The sequence below is a fragment of the Telluria sp. AZSoR62 genome, assembly GCF_058111565.1.
Map to the genome: position 1 here is coordinate 262774 of NZ_JBYTST010000006.1, position 14528 is coordinate 277301.

General features: G+C 61.5%; 22 protein-coding genes. 1 reads left to right on the forward strand and 21 read right to left on the reverse strand.

Translation table 11 applies throughout. The features are described from left to right. Positions 1–26: 26 nt before the first annotated feature. Together AC3XQU_RS12075 and AC3XQU_RS12080 are read right to left on the reverse strand one after the other, a co-directional pair. Positions 27–1388, reverse strand: coding sequence for an ATP-binding protein (locus AC3XQU_RS12075; protein ID WP_489874411.1), 1362 nt, complete (start codon positions 1386–1388; stop codon positions 27–29). Then, positions 1385–2113, reverse strand: coding sequence for a response regulator (locus AC3XQU_RS12080; protein ID WP_489874412.1), 729 nt, complete (start codon positions 2111–2113; stop codon positions 1385–1387). Before AC3XQU_RS12080 ends, AC3XQU_RS12075 begins: the two co-directional genes overlap by 4 nt. 203 nt (positions 2114–2316) lie before the next feature. Here AC3XQU_RS12080 and AC3XQU_RS12085 point away from each other — a divergent pair, with 203 nt between their 5' ends. Beyond that, positions 2317–2877, forward strand: coding sequence for a Spy/CpxP family protein refolding chaperone (locus tag AC3XQU_RS12085; RefSeq protein ID WP_489874413.1), 561 nt, complete (start codon positions 2317–2319; stop codon positions 2875–2877). 62 nt (positions 2878–2939) lie between these two features. Here the strand turns inward: AC3XQU_RS12085 and dsbD are convergent, their stop codons facing one another. The 19 genes from dsbD to rplN form a co-directional block, all read right to left on the reverse strand. Continuing rightward, positions 2940–4793 (reverse strand): protein-disulfide reductase DsbD, encoded by a 1854-nt coding sequence (gene dsbD / locus AC3XQU_RS12090; RefSeq protein ID WP_489874414.1) that lies wholly within the window; start codon positions 4791–4793, stop codon positions 2940–2942. Between the two features lie 133 nt (positions 4794–4926). Then, entirely contained in the window at positions 4927–5322 is a 396-nt protein-coding gene (rplQ, locus tag AC3XQU_RS12095) for a 50S ribosomal protein L17 (protein ID WP_489874415.1), read from the reverse strand. 216 nt (positions 5323–5538) lie between these two features. Further along, complete coding sequence (locus AC3XQU_RS12100; protein WP_171085163.1) at positions 5539–6516, reverse strand: DNA-directed RNA polymerase subunit alpha; 978 nt, start codon at positions 6514–6516, stop codon at positions 5539–5541. A gap of 292 nt (positions 6517–6808) precedes the next feature. After that, the gene (gene rpsD, locus AC3XQU_RS12105) at positions 6809–7432 is read right to left on the reverse strand and encodes a 30S ribosomal protein S4 (RefSeq protein ID WP_259210994.1); all 624 of its coding nucleotides are present in this window, start codon (positions 7430–7432) and stop codon (positions 6809–6811) included. A gap of 261 nt (positions 7433–7693) precedes the next feature. Beyond that, entirely contained in the window at positions 7694–8098 is a 405-nt protein-coding gene (rpsK, locus tag AC3XQU_RS12110; protein WP_005663404.1) for a 30S ribosomal protein S11, read from the reverse strand. 14 nt (positions 8099–8112) lie between these two features. Next, positions 8113–8478, reverse strand: a complete 366-nt coding sequence (rpsM, locus tag AC3XQU_RS12115) for a 30S ribosomal protein S13 (protein ID WP_056337616.1) — start codon at positions 8476–8478, stop codon at positions 8113–8115. A gap of 12 nt (positions 8479–8490) precedes the next feature. Further along, entirely contained in the window at positions 8491–8604 is a 114-nt protein-coding gene (gene rpmJ / locus AC3XQU_RS12120; protein WP_005663407.1) for a 50S ribosomal protein L36, read from the reverse strand. A gap of 36 nt (positions 8605–8640) precedes the next feature. After that, positions 8641–8859 carry a translation initiation factor IF-1 gene (gene infA / locus AC3XQU_RS12125; RefSeq protein WP_005663428.1) on the reverse strand — a complete coding sequence of 73 codons (219 nt, stop codon included), beginning with the start codon at positions 8857–8859 and terminating at the stop codon, positions 8641–8643. A gap of 19 nt (positions 8860–8878) precedes the next feature. Then, entirely contained in the window at positions 8879–10213 is a 1335-nt protein-coding gene (secY, locus tag AC3XQU_RS12130; RefSeq protein ID WP_489874416.1) for a preprotein translocase subunit SecY, read from the reverse strand. 28 nt (positions 10214–10241) lie between these two features. Beyond that, positions 10242–10673: a 50S ribosomal protein L15 gene (gene rplO / locus AC3XQU_RS12135; RefSeq protein ID WP_171085167.1), complete on the reverse strand. Its 432-nt coding sequence runs from the start codon at positions 10671–10673 to the stop codon at positions 10242–10244. A gap of 28 nt (positions 10674–10701) precedes the next feature. Beyond that, positions 10702–10881: a 50S ribosomal protein L30 gene (gene rpmD / locus AC3XQU_RS12140; protein WP_020655693.1), complete on the reverse strand. Its 180-nt coding sequence runs from the start codon at positions 10879–10881 to the stop codon at positions 10702–10704. A 10-nt stretch (positions 10882–10891) separates the two neighbouring features. Beyond that, entirely contained in the window at positions 10892–11410 is a 519-nt protein-coding gene (rpsE, locus tag AC3XQU_RS12145; RefSeq protein WP_036208946.1) for a 30S ribosomal protein S5, read from the reverse strand. Between the two features lie 12 nt (positions 11411–11422). Further along, positions 11423–11785 carry a 50S ribosomal protein L18 gene (rplR, locus tag AC3XQU_RS12150; protein ID WP_489874417.1) on the reverse strand — a complete coding sequence of 121 codons (363 nt, stop codon included), beginning with the start codon at positions 11783–11785 and terminating at the stop codon, positions 11423–11425. Between the two features lie 11 nt (positions 11786–11796). Continuing rightward, a complete protein-coding gene (rplF, locus tag AC3XQU_RS12155) occupies positions 11797–12330 on the reverse strand; it encodes a 50S ribosomal protein L6 (RefSeq protein ID WP_489874418.1) in 534 nt (177 codons plus the stop codon). A 9-nt stretch (positions 12331–12339) separates the two neighbouring features. Then, complete coding sequence (gene rpsH, locus AC3XQU_RS12160) at positions 12340–12735, reverse strand: 30S ribosomal protein S8 (protein ID WP_171085175.1); 396 nt, start codon at positions 12733–12735, stop codon at positions 12340–12342. 14 nt (positions 12736–12749) lie between these two features. Continuing rightward, a complete protein-coding gene (gene rpsN / locus AC3XQU_RS12165; protein WP_091877215.1) occupies positions 12750–13055 on the reverse strand; it encodes a 30S ribosomal protein S14 in 306 nt (101 codons plus the stop codon). A gap of 4 nt (positions 13056–13059) precedes the next feature. Next, the gene (gene rplE, locus AC3XQU_RS12170) at positions 13060–13599 is read right to left on the reverse strand and encodes a 50S ribosomal protein L5 (RefSeq protein WP_489874419.1); all 540 of its coding nucleotides are present in this window, start codon (positions 13597–13599) and stop codon (positions 13060–13062) included. Positions 13600–13605: 6 nt separating this feature from the next. Continuing rightward, the gene (gene rplX, locus AC3XQU_RS12175; protein ID WP_091877211.1) at positions 13606–13920 is read right to left on the reverse strand and encodes a 50S ribosomal protein L24; all 315 of its coding nucleotides are present in this window, start codon (positions 13918–13920) and stop codon (positions 13606–13608) included. Positions 13921–13929: 9 nt separating this feature from the next. Then, on the reverse strand, positions 13930–14298 hold the full coding sequence (gene rplN, locus AC3XQU_RS12180; RefSeq protein ID WP_155436388.1) for a 50S ribosomal protein L14: 369 nt from the start codon (positions 14296–14298) through the stop codon (positions 13930–13932). Positions 14299–14528: the final 230 nt, after the last annotated feature.

Genomic DNA, 14528 nt, shown 5'->3' on the forward strand with positions numbered 1-14528 from the left:
CTGCAAAGCCGGTTCATGCTGCTTCGCTACTTGTTGGGGTAGTACTCGGGCAGCACCAGCGTGACTTCCAGCCCGCCTTCCGGGTGGTTGGCCAGCGCGATGCTGCCGCCATGCTGCTCGGCGATGTTGCGCGCGATCGTCAGGCCCAGGCCGGTGCCGCCCGACTCGCGCGAACGCGAGGTCTCGACGCGGTAGAACGGATCGAACACGCGGCCCATCTCGGCGGCCGGGATGCCCGGGCCGCTGTCGCGGATGCGCACGCGCGCCGCGCCGTTCATGCGCTCGACGCAGACGCGCGCGTTGCGGCCGTACTTCACGGCGTTGTCGATCAGGTTGCCCAGGCAGCGGCGCAGGTCCATCGGCCGGCCCAGCATGGCGATCCCGGCCTGGCCCTTCAGCTCGACCTGCTGGCCGGCGTCGACCGCGTCGGCGCACACGGCTTCCAGCAGCGAGTCCAGGTCGAGCATGTGCATGTTCTCGGTGGTGTCCATGCTGCGCGCCAGCACCAGGCCTTCGCGCACCATTTCCTGCATCGCCGACAGGTCGCCGACCAGGCGCTGCTGCAGTTCCACGTCCGGCACCTTTTCCAGGCGCAGGCGCATGCGGGTCAGCGGCGTCTGCAGGTCGTGCGTGATTGCCGCCAGCATCTGGGTGCGCTGGAAGATGTACTGGCGGATGCGCGCCTGCATCGCATTGAAGGCGGCGCTGGCCTGGCGGATTTCGCTGGCGCCGGTGAGCGCGAGCGGGGCGCGGTTAATGTCCTGCCCCAGGTCTTGCGCGGCGCGCGCCAGCACCTTGAGCGGACGCGTGGTCATGCGCGCGACCAGATAGGCCAGCGCGCCGATGCTGACCAAAAACAGGCTGATGACGGTGCGGTAATCGGTTTCCGGGCCCGTGAAGGCCGAGCGTGGCGGCAGCACCGACAGGCGCAGCTCTTCGCCGTCGCGCAGGCGCACGTTCAGGGCTTCGCAGGCGCCCTTCCACTGGGTGCGGATCAGGCCGTACAGCACGGTTTGCTGGTGCGGCATGTCGCACGAAGCCGGACGCAGGCCGGTCGAGGTGATGCGGTAGCCCTCGCCCAGGCGCGCCGCCAGCGAGCGCGCGAACCAGCTCGGCGGCTCGGTCTTCGGCTGGGGCTCGGCCACTTCCAGGCGCAGGCCGGGACGGTTGGCCACCGACAGGTAGACCGAGCGCGCCGACGTCGGCACGATCTCGGTCGCCATCACCAGCTGTTCGGCGCGCTCCAGCAGGTGCTGGTCGCGTTGCTGCTCGATGACGCGCTGGCGCTCGAGGTCGGCCACCAGCTGGGTCAGCGTGGCCGACATCAGGATGCCGAGCAGCAGCGTGACGAATACGCGGCCGGTCATCGAACCGAAGAAGGCTTTCACGCCGGCGGCTCCACCGTGACCTGGCCGGCCAGCACATAGCCGCCGTTGCGCACGGTCTTGATAATCTGCGGCATGCGCGCGTCCTCGCCCAGCTTCTGGCGCAGGCGGCTGATCTGGATGTCGATCGAGCGGTCGAACGGGTCGGCGTCGCGGCCCTGGGTGAGGTTGAGCAGCTGGTCGCGGTTGAGCACGCGGTTCGGGTGTTCCAGGAACACGCGCAGCAAACGGAACTCGGCGCCCGAGAGCATGATCACCATGCCCTGCGGGTTGAGCAGGTGGCGCGCGGTCAGGTCCAGGGTCCAGCCCGAGAAGCGCATCTGCTGCACGTTCTCGGACGGGGCGTTCGAGGGCATCGCATGCGAGCGGCGCAGCACGCTGCGGATGCGCGCCAGCAGTTCGCGCGGCTCGAAAGGCTTGGGCAGGTAGTCGTCGGCGCCCATCTCCAGGCCCAGGATGCGGTCCAGCGGCTCGTTGCGGGCGGTGAGCATGATCACGGGCAGGCTGGAGGTGGCGCGCAGCTTGCGGCACAGGGTCAGCCCGTCGTCGCCCGGCATGTTCAGGTCGAGCACGATCAGGTCGGGGCGCGCCTCGTCGAGCGACTTCCACATGCCGGTGCCGTCGGCGGCAGCCAGGGTGCGATAGCCGTTCGACTCGAGGTAGTCGGCCAGCAGGGTGCGGATGTCGCGGTCGTCGTCGACGATCAAGATCGTTGAAGGATTATCCATAACCGCAATTATCCCGATTCAAGGCAAGGATGGACAGCCGTTTTGTATCGGCTTGTATATGCCGATAGCGCCGAAACATATTGATACAAAGAACCGGACAGGGGAAATCCCACGGTTACACATGCCGTCCATCATGGGAACCGTGCAGCGAGCAGTCCGGATGCCGGATGCACACCTGACAGACTCTCACACAAGGAAACAACATGAAGACCATCGGCAAGAACATCGTGATCGTGCTGGCAGCACTCGGTATCGCCGGCGCCTCGATCGGCGTGCAGGCCCAGACCCAGGCGCCGCAGGACGGCCGCCACGGCCACGCTATGACCAAGGAAGAACGCCAGGCCCAGCGCGCCGAGTTCCGCAACCTGACGCCGGAACAGCGCCAGGCGAAAATGGCCGAGTTCAAGGCCAAGCGTCTCGAGCAGCGCGCGGCCCGCCAGGCCAGGCTGCAGGAAGCCCTGAAGCTGAGCCCGGCCCAGCAGCCGGTGTGGCAGGCCTTTGTGGCCAGCATGACGCCGCCGCAAGGCGAGCGTGCGCAGCAGCGCTTGACCCGCGAGCAGCGCGCCGCCCTCACCGCGCCGCAGCGCATGGAACGCCGCATCGCCATGCAGAAGCAGCGCATCGCCCGCATGGAAGCGCGCCTGTCGGCCCTGAACAGCCTGTATGCAGCGCTCACGCCGGAACAGCGCAAGGTGTTCGACGAGCAGAAGCAGGGTCGCCGCGGTGGGCGCCATCATGGCGGCCACGGCATGATGCGCGGCTGAGCCGATCCATCGATGTAAAAAAAGACGCCCTCGGGCGTCTTTTTCTTTGGCAGCTCGTCAGCTCACGGCAGCTTGGCCAGGGACGCGAGGAACTTCTTCGCATCCTGGTAACCGATGACCCGGCTATCCGGAATCTCCTTGCCCGAGCCGTCGAACAGGATGATGCCGGGCGGCCCGAACAGGCCGAAGCGCTTGAGCATCGCCTTGTCGTCCGCATCGTTGGCCGTCACGTCCACCTGCAGCAGCACCGTATTGGCCAGCCTGGCCTGCACCGCCGGATCGACAAAGGTCAGCTTTTCCATCTCCTTGCAGGACACGCACCAGTCGGCATAGAAATCGAGCATGGCGGTCTTGCCGCCGGTGGCGGCCAAGGCTGCTTCCAGTTGCGCCACGGTCTTGACGCGCTTGAACACCAGTTCCTGGTGCGCGCCGCCATTCAGGTGCGCCAAGGGGGCCAGTGCGTCGCGCCCGCCGCTGGCTACGCCCACCACCTGCATCGCCCCCAATAGCGCGAACACGGCGCCGGCCGCCATCGAGACCCAATAACGGTGTTTGCGCAGCAGGTAGAAGCCATAACCGAGCAGCAGCGCGGCCCAGCCCAGCATTTGCACCACGGGCGGCAGTACCGGCGAAACCAGCCACAAGGCCATGGCCAGCATCAGCACGCCGAACAGGCGCTTGACCGATTCCATCCAGGCGCCGGCGCGCGGCAGCAGCGACCCGGCCGAGACGCCCACCAGCAGCAGCGGGATGCTCATCCCGACCGCCATCGCGAACAGGGCCGCGCCGCCGATGAACACGTCGCGCGTCTGGCTGATGTACACCAGGGCGCCGGCCAACGGGGCCGCCACGCACGGGCCGACGATCAGCGCCGAGATCGCGCCCATGGCGAACACGCCAGCCAGCTTGCCGCCGGACTGGCGGCCGGAGGCCGAGGCCAGGCGGCTTTGCAGCGCGGTCGGCAGCTGCAGCTCGTAGAAACCGAACATCGACAGCGACATCGCCACGATGAGCAAGGCAAACGCGCCCAGCACCCACGGGTTCTGCAACGCCGCAGCCAGGCCCTCGCCGGCCAGCCCGGCCGCCACGCCCAGCGCCGTGTAGACGATGGCCATGCCCAGCGAATAGGTCGCCGACAGGATGAAGCCGCGCGAGCGGGGCACGTCCTTGCCCTCCCCCACGATGATCGAGGACAGGATCGGCACCATCGGCAGCACGCAGGGCGTGAAGGCCAGGCCCAGGCCGAGCAGGATGAAGGCCGGGACGATAGCCAGCAGGCTGCCGCCGCCGAGCACCGCGGCGATGCTGGACAGCTCCGATGGGGATTGCGCGGCGGCCGGCGTCGCTGCCGGCGCGGCAACAGGCGCCGCGGGCGCGGCGTCCATGGCAGGCTGGGACGACAAGGGCGAGCCGGTAGCCGGTGGCGCATTCGCGCCGATCGGCAGTGAAGGTTGGGCAGGCGCGCCGCCGGCGGCGGCCAGTTGGGCCGCATGCTCCTGCGGCGGATAGCACAGGCCGGCATCGGCACAGCCCTGGCTGGTCGCCGTCAAGGTGAAGGGGCCGCTGCCCTCGACCGGGATGCGGATGACCAGCGTGTTCTTGTAGGTTTCGACGTCTTTCTGGAAGGTCTCGTCGTACTTCACCTTCCCCGGCGGGATCTCGGGCGTGCCCAGCGTCGCGCCAATCGCGCGGAAGGCGAAGCGCTCGCGGTACATGTAATAGCCCTCGGCGATCTGGTAGCGCACCTCGACCGTCTTCGCGTCTGCCATGCGCGCGTCGAAACGGAAGGCGATGGCGGGGTCGAGGAAATCGTCGGCGGCGCGCACGCCGCTGGAGCCGAGCATGAACAGTGCGGCGAACAGCAGCAGGCAGGCGTGCAGCAGGCTGCGGGGGGAGAAACGAGGCGATTCAGGCATGGTGTCGGATGAGTTGTTACAGCGCACCGGCATGGTACACCGGGCTGGCCTTGCGTGTATGACGGGGCCAAAAGCGAAGGACGAAAAAAAACCAGGCGCGAGGCCTGGTTCTTCTAGTCGTCGCACAAAGCGATTACTCGGCGGTTGGTGCGTCTTCAGCCGAGGTGACTTCTGGACGGTCCAGCAGTTCGACATACGCCATTGGCGCGTTGTCGCCCACGCGGAAACCCATCTTCAGGATGCGCAGGTAGCCGCCGTTACGGTTGGCGTAACGTGGGCCCAGTTCAGCGAACAGCTTCAGGACCATTTCGCGGTCGCGCAGGCGAGCGAAGGCCAGGCGCTTGTTTGCCAGGGTGTCGGTCTTGCCCAGGGTCAGGATCGGCTCGATGACGCGGCGCAGTTCCTTAGCTTTTGGCACGGTGGTCTTGATGGCTTCATGACGCAGCAGGGAGACGGTCATGTTGCGCAGCATTGCCAGGCGGTGGGACGAAGTACGGTTCAGCTTGCGAAGGCCGTGACGGTGACGCATGGTAGTTCCTTTCGAGTGTTTATATTCCAGTTCTTCGATCGTTCATGCTTGCGCATGACCGCGGACCGGTTCATAAGGGTTTAAAACTGCCCGGACAGACATTGTCCGGGCAGGTACTGCAATTACTTCTGTTTTTTCATCCAAGAAGGATCTGGCTTCGCCAGTCCTTTTTGGCCGATTCCACCCGAAAGTAGGTGTGTACTTTCGGGTGAAGTCTTATTTTTCCAAACCAGCTGGTGGCCAGTTCTCGAGTTTCATACCCAGGGTCAGGCCGCGGGAAGCCAGGACTTCCTTGATTTCGTTGAGCGACTTGCGACCCAGGTTCGGCGTCTTGAGCAGTTCGTTTTCCGAACGCTGGATCAGGTCGCCGATGTAGTAGATGTTTTCTGCTTTCAGGCAGTTTGCCGAACGCACGGTCAGCTCGAGGTCGTCGACTGGACGCAGCAGGATCGGATCGACCAGCGGAGCGCGCGATGGCGCTTCGGCGGCGGCTTCGGTGCCTTCCAGGGCGGCGAACACGTTCAGCTGGTCCACCAGGACGCGTGCCGACTGGCGGATCGCTTCTTCCGGGGTGATGACGCCGTTGGTCTCGATGTTGATGATCAGCTTGTCCAGGTCGGTACGCTGTTCGACACGTGCCGATTCCACTGCGTACGACACGCGGCGCACTGGCGAGAACGATGCGTCCAGGATGATGCGGCCGATGGTCTTGTTGGTGTCTTCCGACAGGCGACGCACGTTACCAGGAACGTAGCCACGGCCCTTCTCGACCTTGATCTGCATGTCCAGCTTGCCACCGGCGGTCAGGTGAGCGATCACGTGATCCGGGTTGATCAGTTCCACGTCATGCGGCAGGTCGATGTCCGAAGCCAGGACGGCGCCTTCGCCTTCCTTCTTCAGGGTCAGCGTCACGGAGTCACGGTTGTGGACCTTGAAGACGACACCCTTCAGGTTCAGCAGCAGGTCGACGACGTCTTCCTGCACGCCGTCCAGCGACGAGTACTCGTGCACGACGCCGGCGATGGTGACTTCGGTCGGTGCATAGCCGGTCATCGACGACAGCAGGACGCGGCGCAGCGCGTTACCCAGGGTGTGGCCATAGCCACGCTCGAACGGCTCCATCACGACTTTAGCGTGGCCGGCGCCGAGTGCTTCGACGTCGATGATACGTGGCTTCAACAGACTGTTTTGCATGAAATGTCCTTTTCAATACCCTCGGTTCGTTACACCGATAAGGCTGATGGCATTAATAAATAAAGCGCCTGCTCGACGAGCAGGCGGTGAGGCGAATGTGGTGAACGACGGGGAGCGGTGAGAATCCGATCCTGATGCGGCGCCGACCTTGAGGTCGCTGCAGCCGCACACCGCCACGTCGTTCCGGCGCAGGCCGGAACCCAAGTTGGTAGCGATGCCACCAGACTTGGGCCCCGGCCTGCGCCGGGATGACTGCCACGGAGCCGGCTAACGCCGTCTCTGTCGCAGTCAATTAACGCGAGTAAAGTTCGACGATCAGCGCTTCGTTGACGTCGGCAGCGATTTCGTTGCGTTCTGGGAACGAACGGAAGGTGCCTTCCATCTTCTTGCTGTCGACCGAGACCCAGCTCGGCATGCCGACCTGCTCTGCCAGCGACAGGGCTTCAGCGATACGAACCTGCTTCTTGGCCTTTTCGCGCACAGCGATCACGTCGCCGGTCTTGACCTGGTACGAAGCGATGTTCACGACGTTGCCGTTGACGGTGAACGCCTTGTGGCTCACCAGCTGGCGTGCTTCGGCGCGGGTCGAGCCGAAGCCCATGCGGTAAGCGACGTTGTCGAGACGCGCTTCCAGCAGCTTCAGCAGGGTTTCGCCGGTGTTGCCTTTTTTACGCGATGCGTCGGCGAAGTAGCGGCGGAACTGGCGTTCCAGGATGCCGTACATGCGCTTGACCTTCTGCTTTTCACGCAGCTGGTTGCCGTAGTCCGAGGTGCGGGCACCCGACTTGACGCCGTGCTGGCCTGGCTTGATGTCCAGTTTGCACTTCGAGTCGAGCGAGCGGCGTGCGCTCTTGAGGAACAGGTCAGTGCCTTCACGGCGCGACAGTTTTGCTTTTGGTCCGATATAACGTGCCACGTTAGTTACCTTTTAAATTTAATCACGCCCCAGCGATGCTGTCGCATCCAGGCGCTAGTCCGACCCAATGTTGAGCGGACGTGGCTTACAAACACCTGCCAGCAGAATGCGGCAGGCGACAAGAGCCGGGCAGTATAACCCATTTCTGGGCTCTGCACCGGCTAATCTCGTAATACACAACGGGGCGCAAGGCCCCGTTGTAGGCTTTTCGCCACGACCGGCAGTCCGAAGACCGCCGGACGCGCGCGTTATCGCATCTGATTAGATACGACGACGCTTTGGAGGACGGCAGCCGTTGTGTGGAACTGGAGTGACGTCCTGGATCTCGGTGATCTTGATGCCCAGGTTGTTCAGTGCACGCACAGCCGATTCACGGCCTGGGCCTGGGCCCTTGATGCGCACTTCCAGGTTCTTCACGCCCGATTCCTGAGCGACCTTGCCAGCAGCTTCGGCAGCAACCTGAGCTGCGAACGGGGTCGACTTGCGCGAACCCTTGAAGCCGGCGCCGCCGGAGGTTGCCCACGACAGGGCATTGCCCTGGCGATCGGTGATGGTGATGATGGTGTTGTTGAACGAAGCGTGCACGTGGGCGATGCCCTCGGCGACGTTCTTCTTGACTTTCTTGCGCACGCGGGCTGCTGCTGCGCTGCTCTGTTGCTTGGCCATGGTCGGTTCCTAGATTATTTCTTGAGCGATTGAGCGGCCTTGCGCGGGCCCTTGCGGGTACGAGCATTGGTGCGGGTACGCTGACCGCGCACTGGCAGACCCTTACGGTGACGCATGCCGCGGTAGCAGCCCAGATCCATCAGACGCTTGATGTTCATGGACAGTTCGCGGCGCAGATCGCCTTCCACGACAAACTTCGCGACTTCGTCACGCAGCTTCTCGAGTTCGTTATCGTCGAGGTCCTTGACCTTCTTGTTGGTCGCGATACCGGTCGCGTCGCAGATCTTCTGCGAGCGTGGACGGCCAACACCGTAGATCGCCGTCAGGCCGATAACAGTGTGCTGATGATTTGGGATGTTAACCCCTGCAATACGTGCCATTCGTTATTCCTCTTAACCTTGACGCTGCTTGTGACGCGGCTCGACGCAGATCACACGGACCACGCCCTTGCGCTTGATGATCTTGCAGTTGCGGCAGATCCGCTTGACTGAAGCGTTAACTTTCATTTTGCACTCTCTTCGGTTCGTTTTACTTAATGATTTTTACTTGGTGCGGAACACAATGCGGGCCCGGGACAGGTCGTACGGGGTCAACTCCACCGTCACCTTGTCGCCCGGGAGAATACGGATGTAATTCATCCGCATTTTACCCGAGATATGCCCCAAAACCACGTGCCCATTTTCCAGCTTCACGCGAAATGTTGCGTTCGGGAGATTCTCGAGAATCTCCCCTTGCATTTGGATGACGTCGTCTTTTGCCATTCGCTCTATGCCTTCCCGCTTAACGCGACGGAATACCGCCCTTGAAGTTCGCCTTCCGCAACAATGATTCGTACTGTTGCGACATAACGTAATTCTGTACTTGTGCCATGAAGTCCATCGTCACCACCACCACAATCAGGAGGGACGTGCCACCGAAGTAGAAAGGAACTTTCCACTGCGAGGTCATGAATTCCGGCACCAAACACACCAGGGTGATGTAAACCGCACCGGCCAGGGTCAGGCGCATCAGGATCTTGTCGATGTAGCGTGCGGTCTGGTCGCCAGGACGAATGCCTGGGACAAACGCGCCGCTCTTCTTCAAGTTGTCCGCCGTTTCCTTGCTGTTAAATACCAGCGCCGTATAGAAGAAGCAGAAAAACACAATCGCCACCGCATACAGCAACGCGTGGATCGGCTCGCCTGGACCCATCGACGCAGCGAGGTCTTTCAGGAACCCGATGAACGGGCTCGTGGAATCCTTGCCACGCGTGAACCAGTCGACGATCGTCGCCGGGAACAGGATGATCGAGGAAGCGAAGATCGGTGGGATCACGCCGGCCATGTTCAGCTTCAGGGGCAGGTGGCTGGTTTGGCCACCGTACACCTTGTTGCCGACTTGGCGTTTTGCGTAATTCACCAGGATCTTGCGCTGCCCGCGTTCCACGAACACGACGGCATACGTTACCGCTGCTACCAGGACCACGATAATGATCGCGGAGAAGCTGCTGATCGAACCGTTCGAGACCAGGGTGAACAAGCCACCGAGGGCCGACGGCAGACCTGCTGCGATACCGGCAAAAATGATGATCGAAATACCGTTGCCAAGACCACGCTCGGTGATCTGCTCGCCCAGCCACATAAGGAACATGGTGCCGGTCAGCAGAGTCGTCACCGTGACGAAGCGGAAGCCCATGCCCGGATCGAGCACAAGACCAGGCTGCGACTCGAGCGCGACCGCGATACCGAACGCCTGGAACAGAGCCAGCGCCACCGTGAAGTAACGGGTGTACTGGGTGATCTTGCGGCGGCCGGCTTCGCCCTCTTTCTTCAGCGCCTCGAGTTGCGGCGAAACGATCGATGCGAGCTGCATGATGATCGAAGCCGAAATGTAAGGCATGATGCCGAGGGCGAACACGGTAAAGCGGGACAAGGCGCCGCCCGAGAACATGTTGAACATGCCCAGGATGCCGCCTTCATTCTGCTTGAACAGTGCCGCCAGCTGCACCGGGTCAATCCCGGGGACCGGGATGTGAGCACCGATGCGGTACACGACCAACGCGCCAAGCAAAAACCACAGCCGGCCCCAGGGGAATCCGGACGCAGCGCTTTTACCAAGTTGTGAATTAGTCGCCAATTTTTGCTCCGATCAGGCAGGGCCGCAATTAAGCGACCGAACCGCCAGCTGCTTCGATCGCCGCTTTCGCGCCGGCCGAGACCTTCAGGCCCTTGAGGTTCACCGCCTTGGTGACCTCGCCCGACAGGATGACACGCACGTCGCGCGCCAGCACTGGCAGGATGCCTGCTTGCTTGAGCACCATGATGTCGACATCGCCGACAGCCAGGTTGTTCAGGTCCGACAGGCGAACTTCCGCCTTGAAGGTCGCGTTCAGCGACTTGAAGCCACGCTTCGGCAGACGACGCTGCAGAGGCATCTGACCGCCTTCGAAGCCGACTTTGTGGAAGCCGCCCGAACGCGATTTCTGACCCTTGTGACCACGGCCGGCAGTCTTGCCCAGGCCGGAGCCGATACCGCGACCGACGCGGCGCTTGTAGTGCTTGGCGCCGTCAGCTGGTTGAATGGTATTGAGTTCCATTGATTTCTCCGTACGTAAGCCCGAAGGCTTACGAGACTACTTTAACGAGGTACGCGACTTTGTTGATCATGCCACGCACGGATGGGGTGTCCTGCAGCTCGGAGACCGAGTTGACACGACGCAGACCCAGGCCGCGCACGGTGGCACGGTGATCCTGACGGGTACCGATCAGGCCCTTGACGAGCTGAACTTTGACAGTGTTTGCCATTTTCTTCCCCTTAACCCAGGATGTCTTCAACCGACTTGCCGCGCTTGGCAGCGATGTCGGAAGCAGTGCTCATTTTCGACAGGCCGTCGAGCGTTGCGCGAACCAGGTTGTACGGGTTCGACGAACCGGTCGACTTGGCGACCACGTCGGTCACGCCCATCACCTCGAAGATAGCGCGCATTGCGCCACCAGCGATGACGCCGGTACCAGGCTTGGCTGGCGACATCATGACGCGCGAGGCGCCGTGACGACCGGTGACGGTGTGGTGCAGGGTACCGTTCTTGAGGGGCACCTTGATCAGGTTTCGGCGGGCTTCTTCCATCGCTTTTTGCACGCCGACTGGAACTTCCTTCGACTTGCCTTTGCCCATGCCGATGCGGCCATCGCCGTCACCGACAACGGTCAGCGCTGCAAAACCCATGATACGACCACCCTTGACCACTTTGGTCACGCGGTTGATCGCGATCATTTTCTCGCGCATGCCATCATCCGGCTTGTCGCTTGCCATTTTCGCTTGCATTTTTGCCATGACGATTCTTCCTTAGAACTTCAGACCGGCTTCACGCGCGGCTTCCGCCAGCGCCTTCACACGGCCGTGGTAACGGAAACCCGAGCGGTCGAACGCTACTTCGGTGATTCCTGCTTTCAGTGCTTTTTCAGCGACGCGCTTGCCGACGATGGCAGCTGCGGCAGCGTTGCCGCCGACGCCAGTCTTGCCAGCCAGTTCAGCGCGAACTTCCGCTTCCAGCGTCGAAGCCGACACCAGCACCTTTGCGTCCGGGCTGATCAGGTTCGCATAGATATGCAGGTTGGTGCGGTGAACCGACAAACGGTTCACGCCCAGCTGTGCAATCTTGATGCGGGTTTGACGTCCGCGACGCAGACGCGATTGTTTCTTGTCCATGTCAGCTCCGATTATTTCTTCTTGGTTTCTTTAAGCTTCACCACTTCGTCCGAATAACGGACACCCTTGCCCTTGTAAGGCTCAGGCGAGCGGTAAGCACGCACTTCGGCAGCCACCTGGCCGACCTTTTGACGATCGATACCCTTGATCAGGATCTCGGTCGGGGTCGGGGTGGTTGCAGTGACGCCTTCCGGCATCGCGTGCAGCACCGGGTGCGAGAAGCCCAGGGACAGGTTCAGGGCGTTGCCCTGCACTGCTGCCTTGTAGCCCACGCCCACCAGGTTCAGCTTGCGCTCGAAACCCTTGGTGACGCCGGTAACCATGTTGTTGACCAGGGCGCGCAGGGTACCCGACATGGCGTTCGATTCACGGGAATCGTCCACCACGTCAAAGCTCAGCACGCCGTCTTTGTTTTCTACTTTGACCTGGCCGTTCAGGGCCTGGGTCAGGGTGCCCAGCGGGCCCTTGACGGTGATCGACGACGCGTTGATCGCGACATCGGTACCGGCCGGGACGGCGATTGGCATCTTAGCTACTCGAGACATGTCTACTCCTTAAGCCACGTAGCACAGCACTTCGCCACCGACGCCGGTAGCACGTGCCTTGCGGTCGGTCATGACGCCTTGCGGGGTCGAAACGATAGCGACGCCCAGGCCGTTCATGACGGTCGGGATCTCGTTCTTGCCCTTGTAGACGCGCAGGCCAGGACGCGAGACGCGCTCGATGCGCTCGATGACCGGACGGCCGGTGTAATACTTCAAACCGATTTTCAGTTCCGACTTGCCACCTTCGGTGGACACGGCGAAATCTTCAATGTAACCCTCGTCCTTCAGGACGTTGGCAATGGCAACCTTGACTTTGGACGACGGCATTGCGACCGTGGTTTTCTGGACAACTTGTGCGTTGCGAATGCGGGTCAGCATATCGGCGATAGGATCGCTCATACTCATTGCATATTCTCCTATTACCAGCTGGCTTTGGTCATACCCGGGATTTCGCCTTTCATGGCGAACTCACGGACTTTGGTGCGGGCAAGACCGAATTTACGGAAAGTGCCACGTGGACGACCGGTGATGGCGCAGCGGTTACGCTGGCGGGTCGGCGCCGAGTTACGTGGCAGTGCCTGCAGTTTCAGGCGTGCTTCGTATTGCTCTTCTTCCGACTTCGACTGGTCGTTGATGATCGCTTTCAGAGCTGCACGCTTTGCGGCGAATTTCTCCACCAGGTCTGCACGCTTCTGTTCGCGGTTAATCAGTGCAAGTTTTGCCATGCTCTTAGTTCCTGAACGGGAATTTGAAGGCGGCGAGCAGCGCTTTGGCTTCTTCGTCGGTCTTAGCGGTGGTCGTGATCGAGATGTTCATGCCACGCAGCGCGTCGATCTTGTCGTAATCGATTTCCGGGAAGATGATCTGCTCTTTGACGCCGATGTTGTAATTGCCACGGCCGTCAAACGACTTGCCGTTCACGCCACGGAAGTCACGCACGCGCGGCAGGGCCACGGTGATGAAGCGATCCAGGAATTCGTACATGCGGGCGCCGCGCAGGGTCACCATGGTACCGATCGGATAGCCTTCGCGGATCTTGAAACCTGCGATTGCCTTACGGGCCTTGGTCACGACTGGCTTCTGGCCGGCGATCTTGGTCAGGTCGCCGGTCGCGTGCTCGATGATCTTCTTGTCAGCGACTGCTTCCGACAGACCCATGTTCAGGGTGATCTTGGTCAGGCGCGGCACTTCCATCACCGACTTGTAACCGAATTTCTCGGTCAGCTCGGCAACGATTTTTTCTTTGTAAATATCTTGGAGACGGGCCATTTATTCTTACCCCTTCACTACTTCGCCGCTCGACTTGAAGACGCGGACTTTTTTGCCGTCCTGGTCTTTGAAGCCAACGCGATCTGCCTTGCCGGTCGCAGCATTGAACAGCGCGACGTTCGACACGTGAATCGGCATAGTCTTGTCGACGATACCACCAGTAACACCGGTCATCGGGTTCGGCTTGGTCGCTTTCTTAGCGACGTTGACGCCCTCGACGATGACGTGTTCAGCGTCTACACGCTTCTGAACGACACCGCGCTTGCCCTTGTCTTTACCGGCCAGAACGATGACTTCGTCGTTTTTACGAATCTTATCCATGTCGTATCCTTACAGAACTTCAGGTGCCAGGGACACGATCTTCATGAACTTCTCAGTGCGCAGTTCGCGGGTCACTGGTCCGAAGATACGGGTACCGATCGGCTCCAGCTTGGCGTTCAGCAGGACGGCGGCGTTGCCATCGAACTTGACCAGGGAACCATCCTGGCGGCGCACACCTTTGGCGGTACGCACAACCACGGCGTTGTAAATTTCACCTTTTTTGACACGACCACGTGGCGCAGCAACCTTGACGGTTACCTTGATCACGTCGCCAATGCTCGCATAACGGCGCTTGGAACCGCCCAACACCTTGATGCACAAAACTTCTTTTGCACCGGTGTTGTCGGCCACTTCGAGCCGGCTTTCGGTTTGAATCATAGTATTTTCTTTCCCAACTTAAGCCGAAGAAACCCCACGGCGAACCGTAGGCCTGCGGTCAGTCTTGGTCCCGCCATGACGCCCCTGCTGGAGCCCCATGTTTGGGTGATGGACTTTCCAAATAACTCTCGTTACACAGGCCGCTTTACCGAGGGGGGACAAACTGCGGCAACACATGAACGAAGCCCGCTAGTATCCCAGATACCAGCGGGCCACGCAAGACAAATTTC

Coding starts and splice junctions, on each gene's coding strand:
- rpsM (WP_056337616.1), bottom strand. CDS start 8,478: ATGGCACGTATTGCAGGGGTTAACATCCCAAATCATCAGCACACTGTT.
- AC3XQU_RS12100 (WP_171085163.1), bottom strand. CDS start 6,516: ATGCAAAACAGTCTGTTGAAGCCACGTATCATCGACGTCGAAGCACTC.
- rpmD (WP_020655693.1), bottom strand. CDS start 10,881: ATGGCAAACACTGTCAAAGTTCAGCTCGTCAAGGGCCTGATCGGTACC.
- rplF (WP_489874418.1), bottom strand. CDS start 12,330: ATGTCTCGAGTAGCTAAGATGCCAATCGCCGTCCCGGCCGGTACCGAT.
- AC3XQU_RS12080 (WP_489874412.1), bottom strand. CDS start 2,113: ATGGATAATCCTTCAACGATCTTGATCGTCGACGACGACCGCGACATC.
- rpsK (WP_005663404.1), bottom strand. CDS start 8,098: ATGGCCAAGCAACAGAGCAGCGCAGCAGCAGCCCGCGTGCGCAAGAAA.
- rpsN (WP_091877215.1), bottom strand. CDS start 13,055: ATGGCAAAACTTGCACTGATTAACCGCGAACAGAAGCGTGCAGACCTG.
- dsbD (WP_489874414.1), bottom strand. CDS start 4,793: ATGCCTGAATCGCCTCGTTTCTCCCCCCGCAGCCTGCTGCACGCCTGC.
- rpsH (WP_171085175.1), bottom strand. CDS start 12,735: ATGAGTATGAGCGATCCTATCGCCGATATGCTGACCCGCATTCGCAAC.
- rplO (WP_171085167.1), bottom strand. CDS start 10,673: ATGGAACTCAATACCATTCAACCAGCTGACGGCGCCAAGCACTACAAG.
- rplR (WP_489874417.1), bottom strand. CDS start 11,785: ATGGACAAGAAACAATCGCGTCTGCGTCGCGGACGTCAAACCCGCATC.
- rplE (WP_489874419.1), bottom strand. CDS start 13,599: ATGGCCCGTCTCCAAGATATTTACAAAGAAAAAATCGTTGCCGAGCTG.
- infA (WP_005663428.1), bottom strand. CDS start 8,859: ATGGCAAAAGACGACGTCATCCAAATGCAAGGGGAGATTCTCGAGAAT.
- AC3XQU_RS12085 (WP_489874413.1), top strand. CDS start 2,317: ATGAAGACCATCGGCAAGAACATCGTGATCGTGCTGGCAGCACTCGGT.
- rplX (WP_091877211.1), bottom strand. CDS start 13,920: ATGGATAAGATTCGTAAAAACGACGAAGTCATCGTTCTGGCCGGTAAA.
- rplQ (WP_489874415.1), bottom strand. CDS start 5,322: ATGCGTCACCGTCACGGCCTTCGCAAGCTGAACCGTACTTCGTCCCAC.
- rpmJ (WP_005663407.1), bottom strand. CDS start 8,604: ATGAAAGTTAACGCTTCAGTCAAGCGGATCTGCCGCAACTGCAAGATC.
- rpsE (WP_036208946.1), bottom strand. CDS start 11,410: ATGGCAAAAATGCAAGCGAAAATGGCAAGCGACAAGCCGGATGATGGC.
- rplN (WP_155436388.1), bottom strand. CDS start 14,298: ATGATTCAAACCGAAAGCCGGCTCGAAGTGGCCGACAACACCGGTGCA.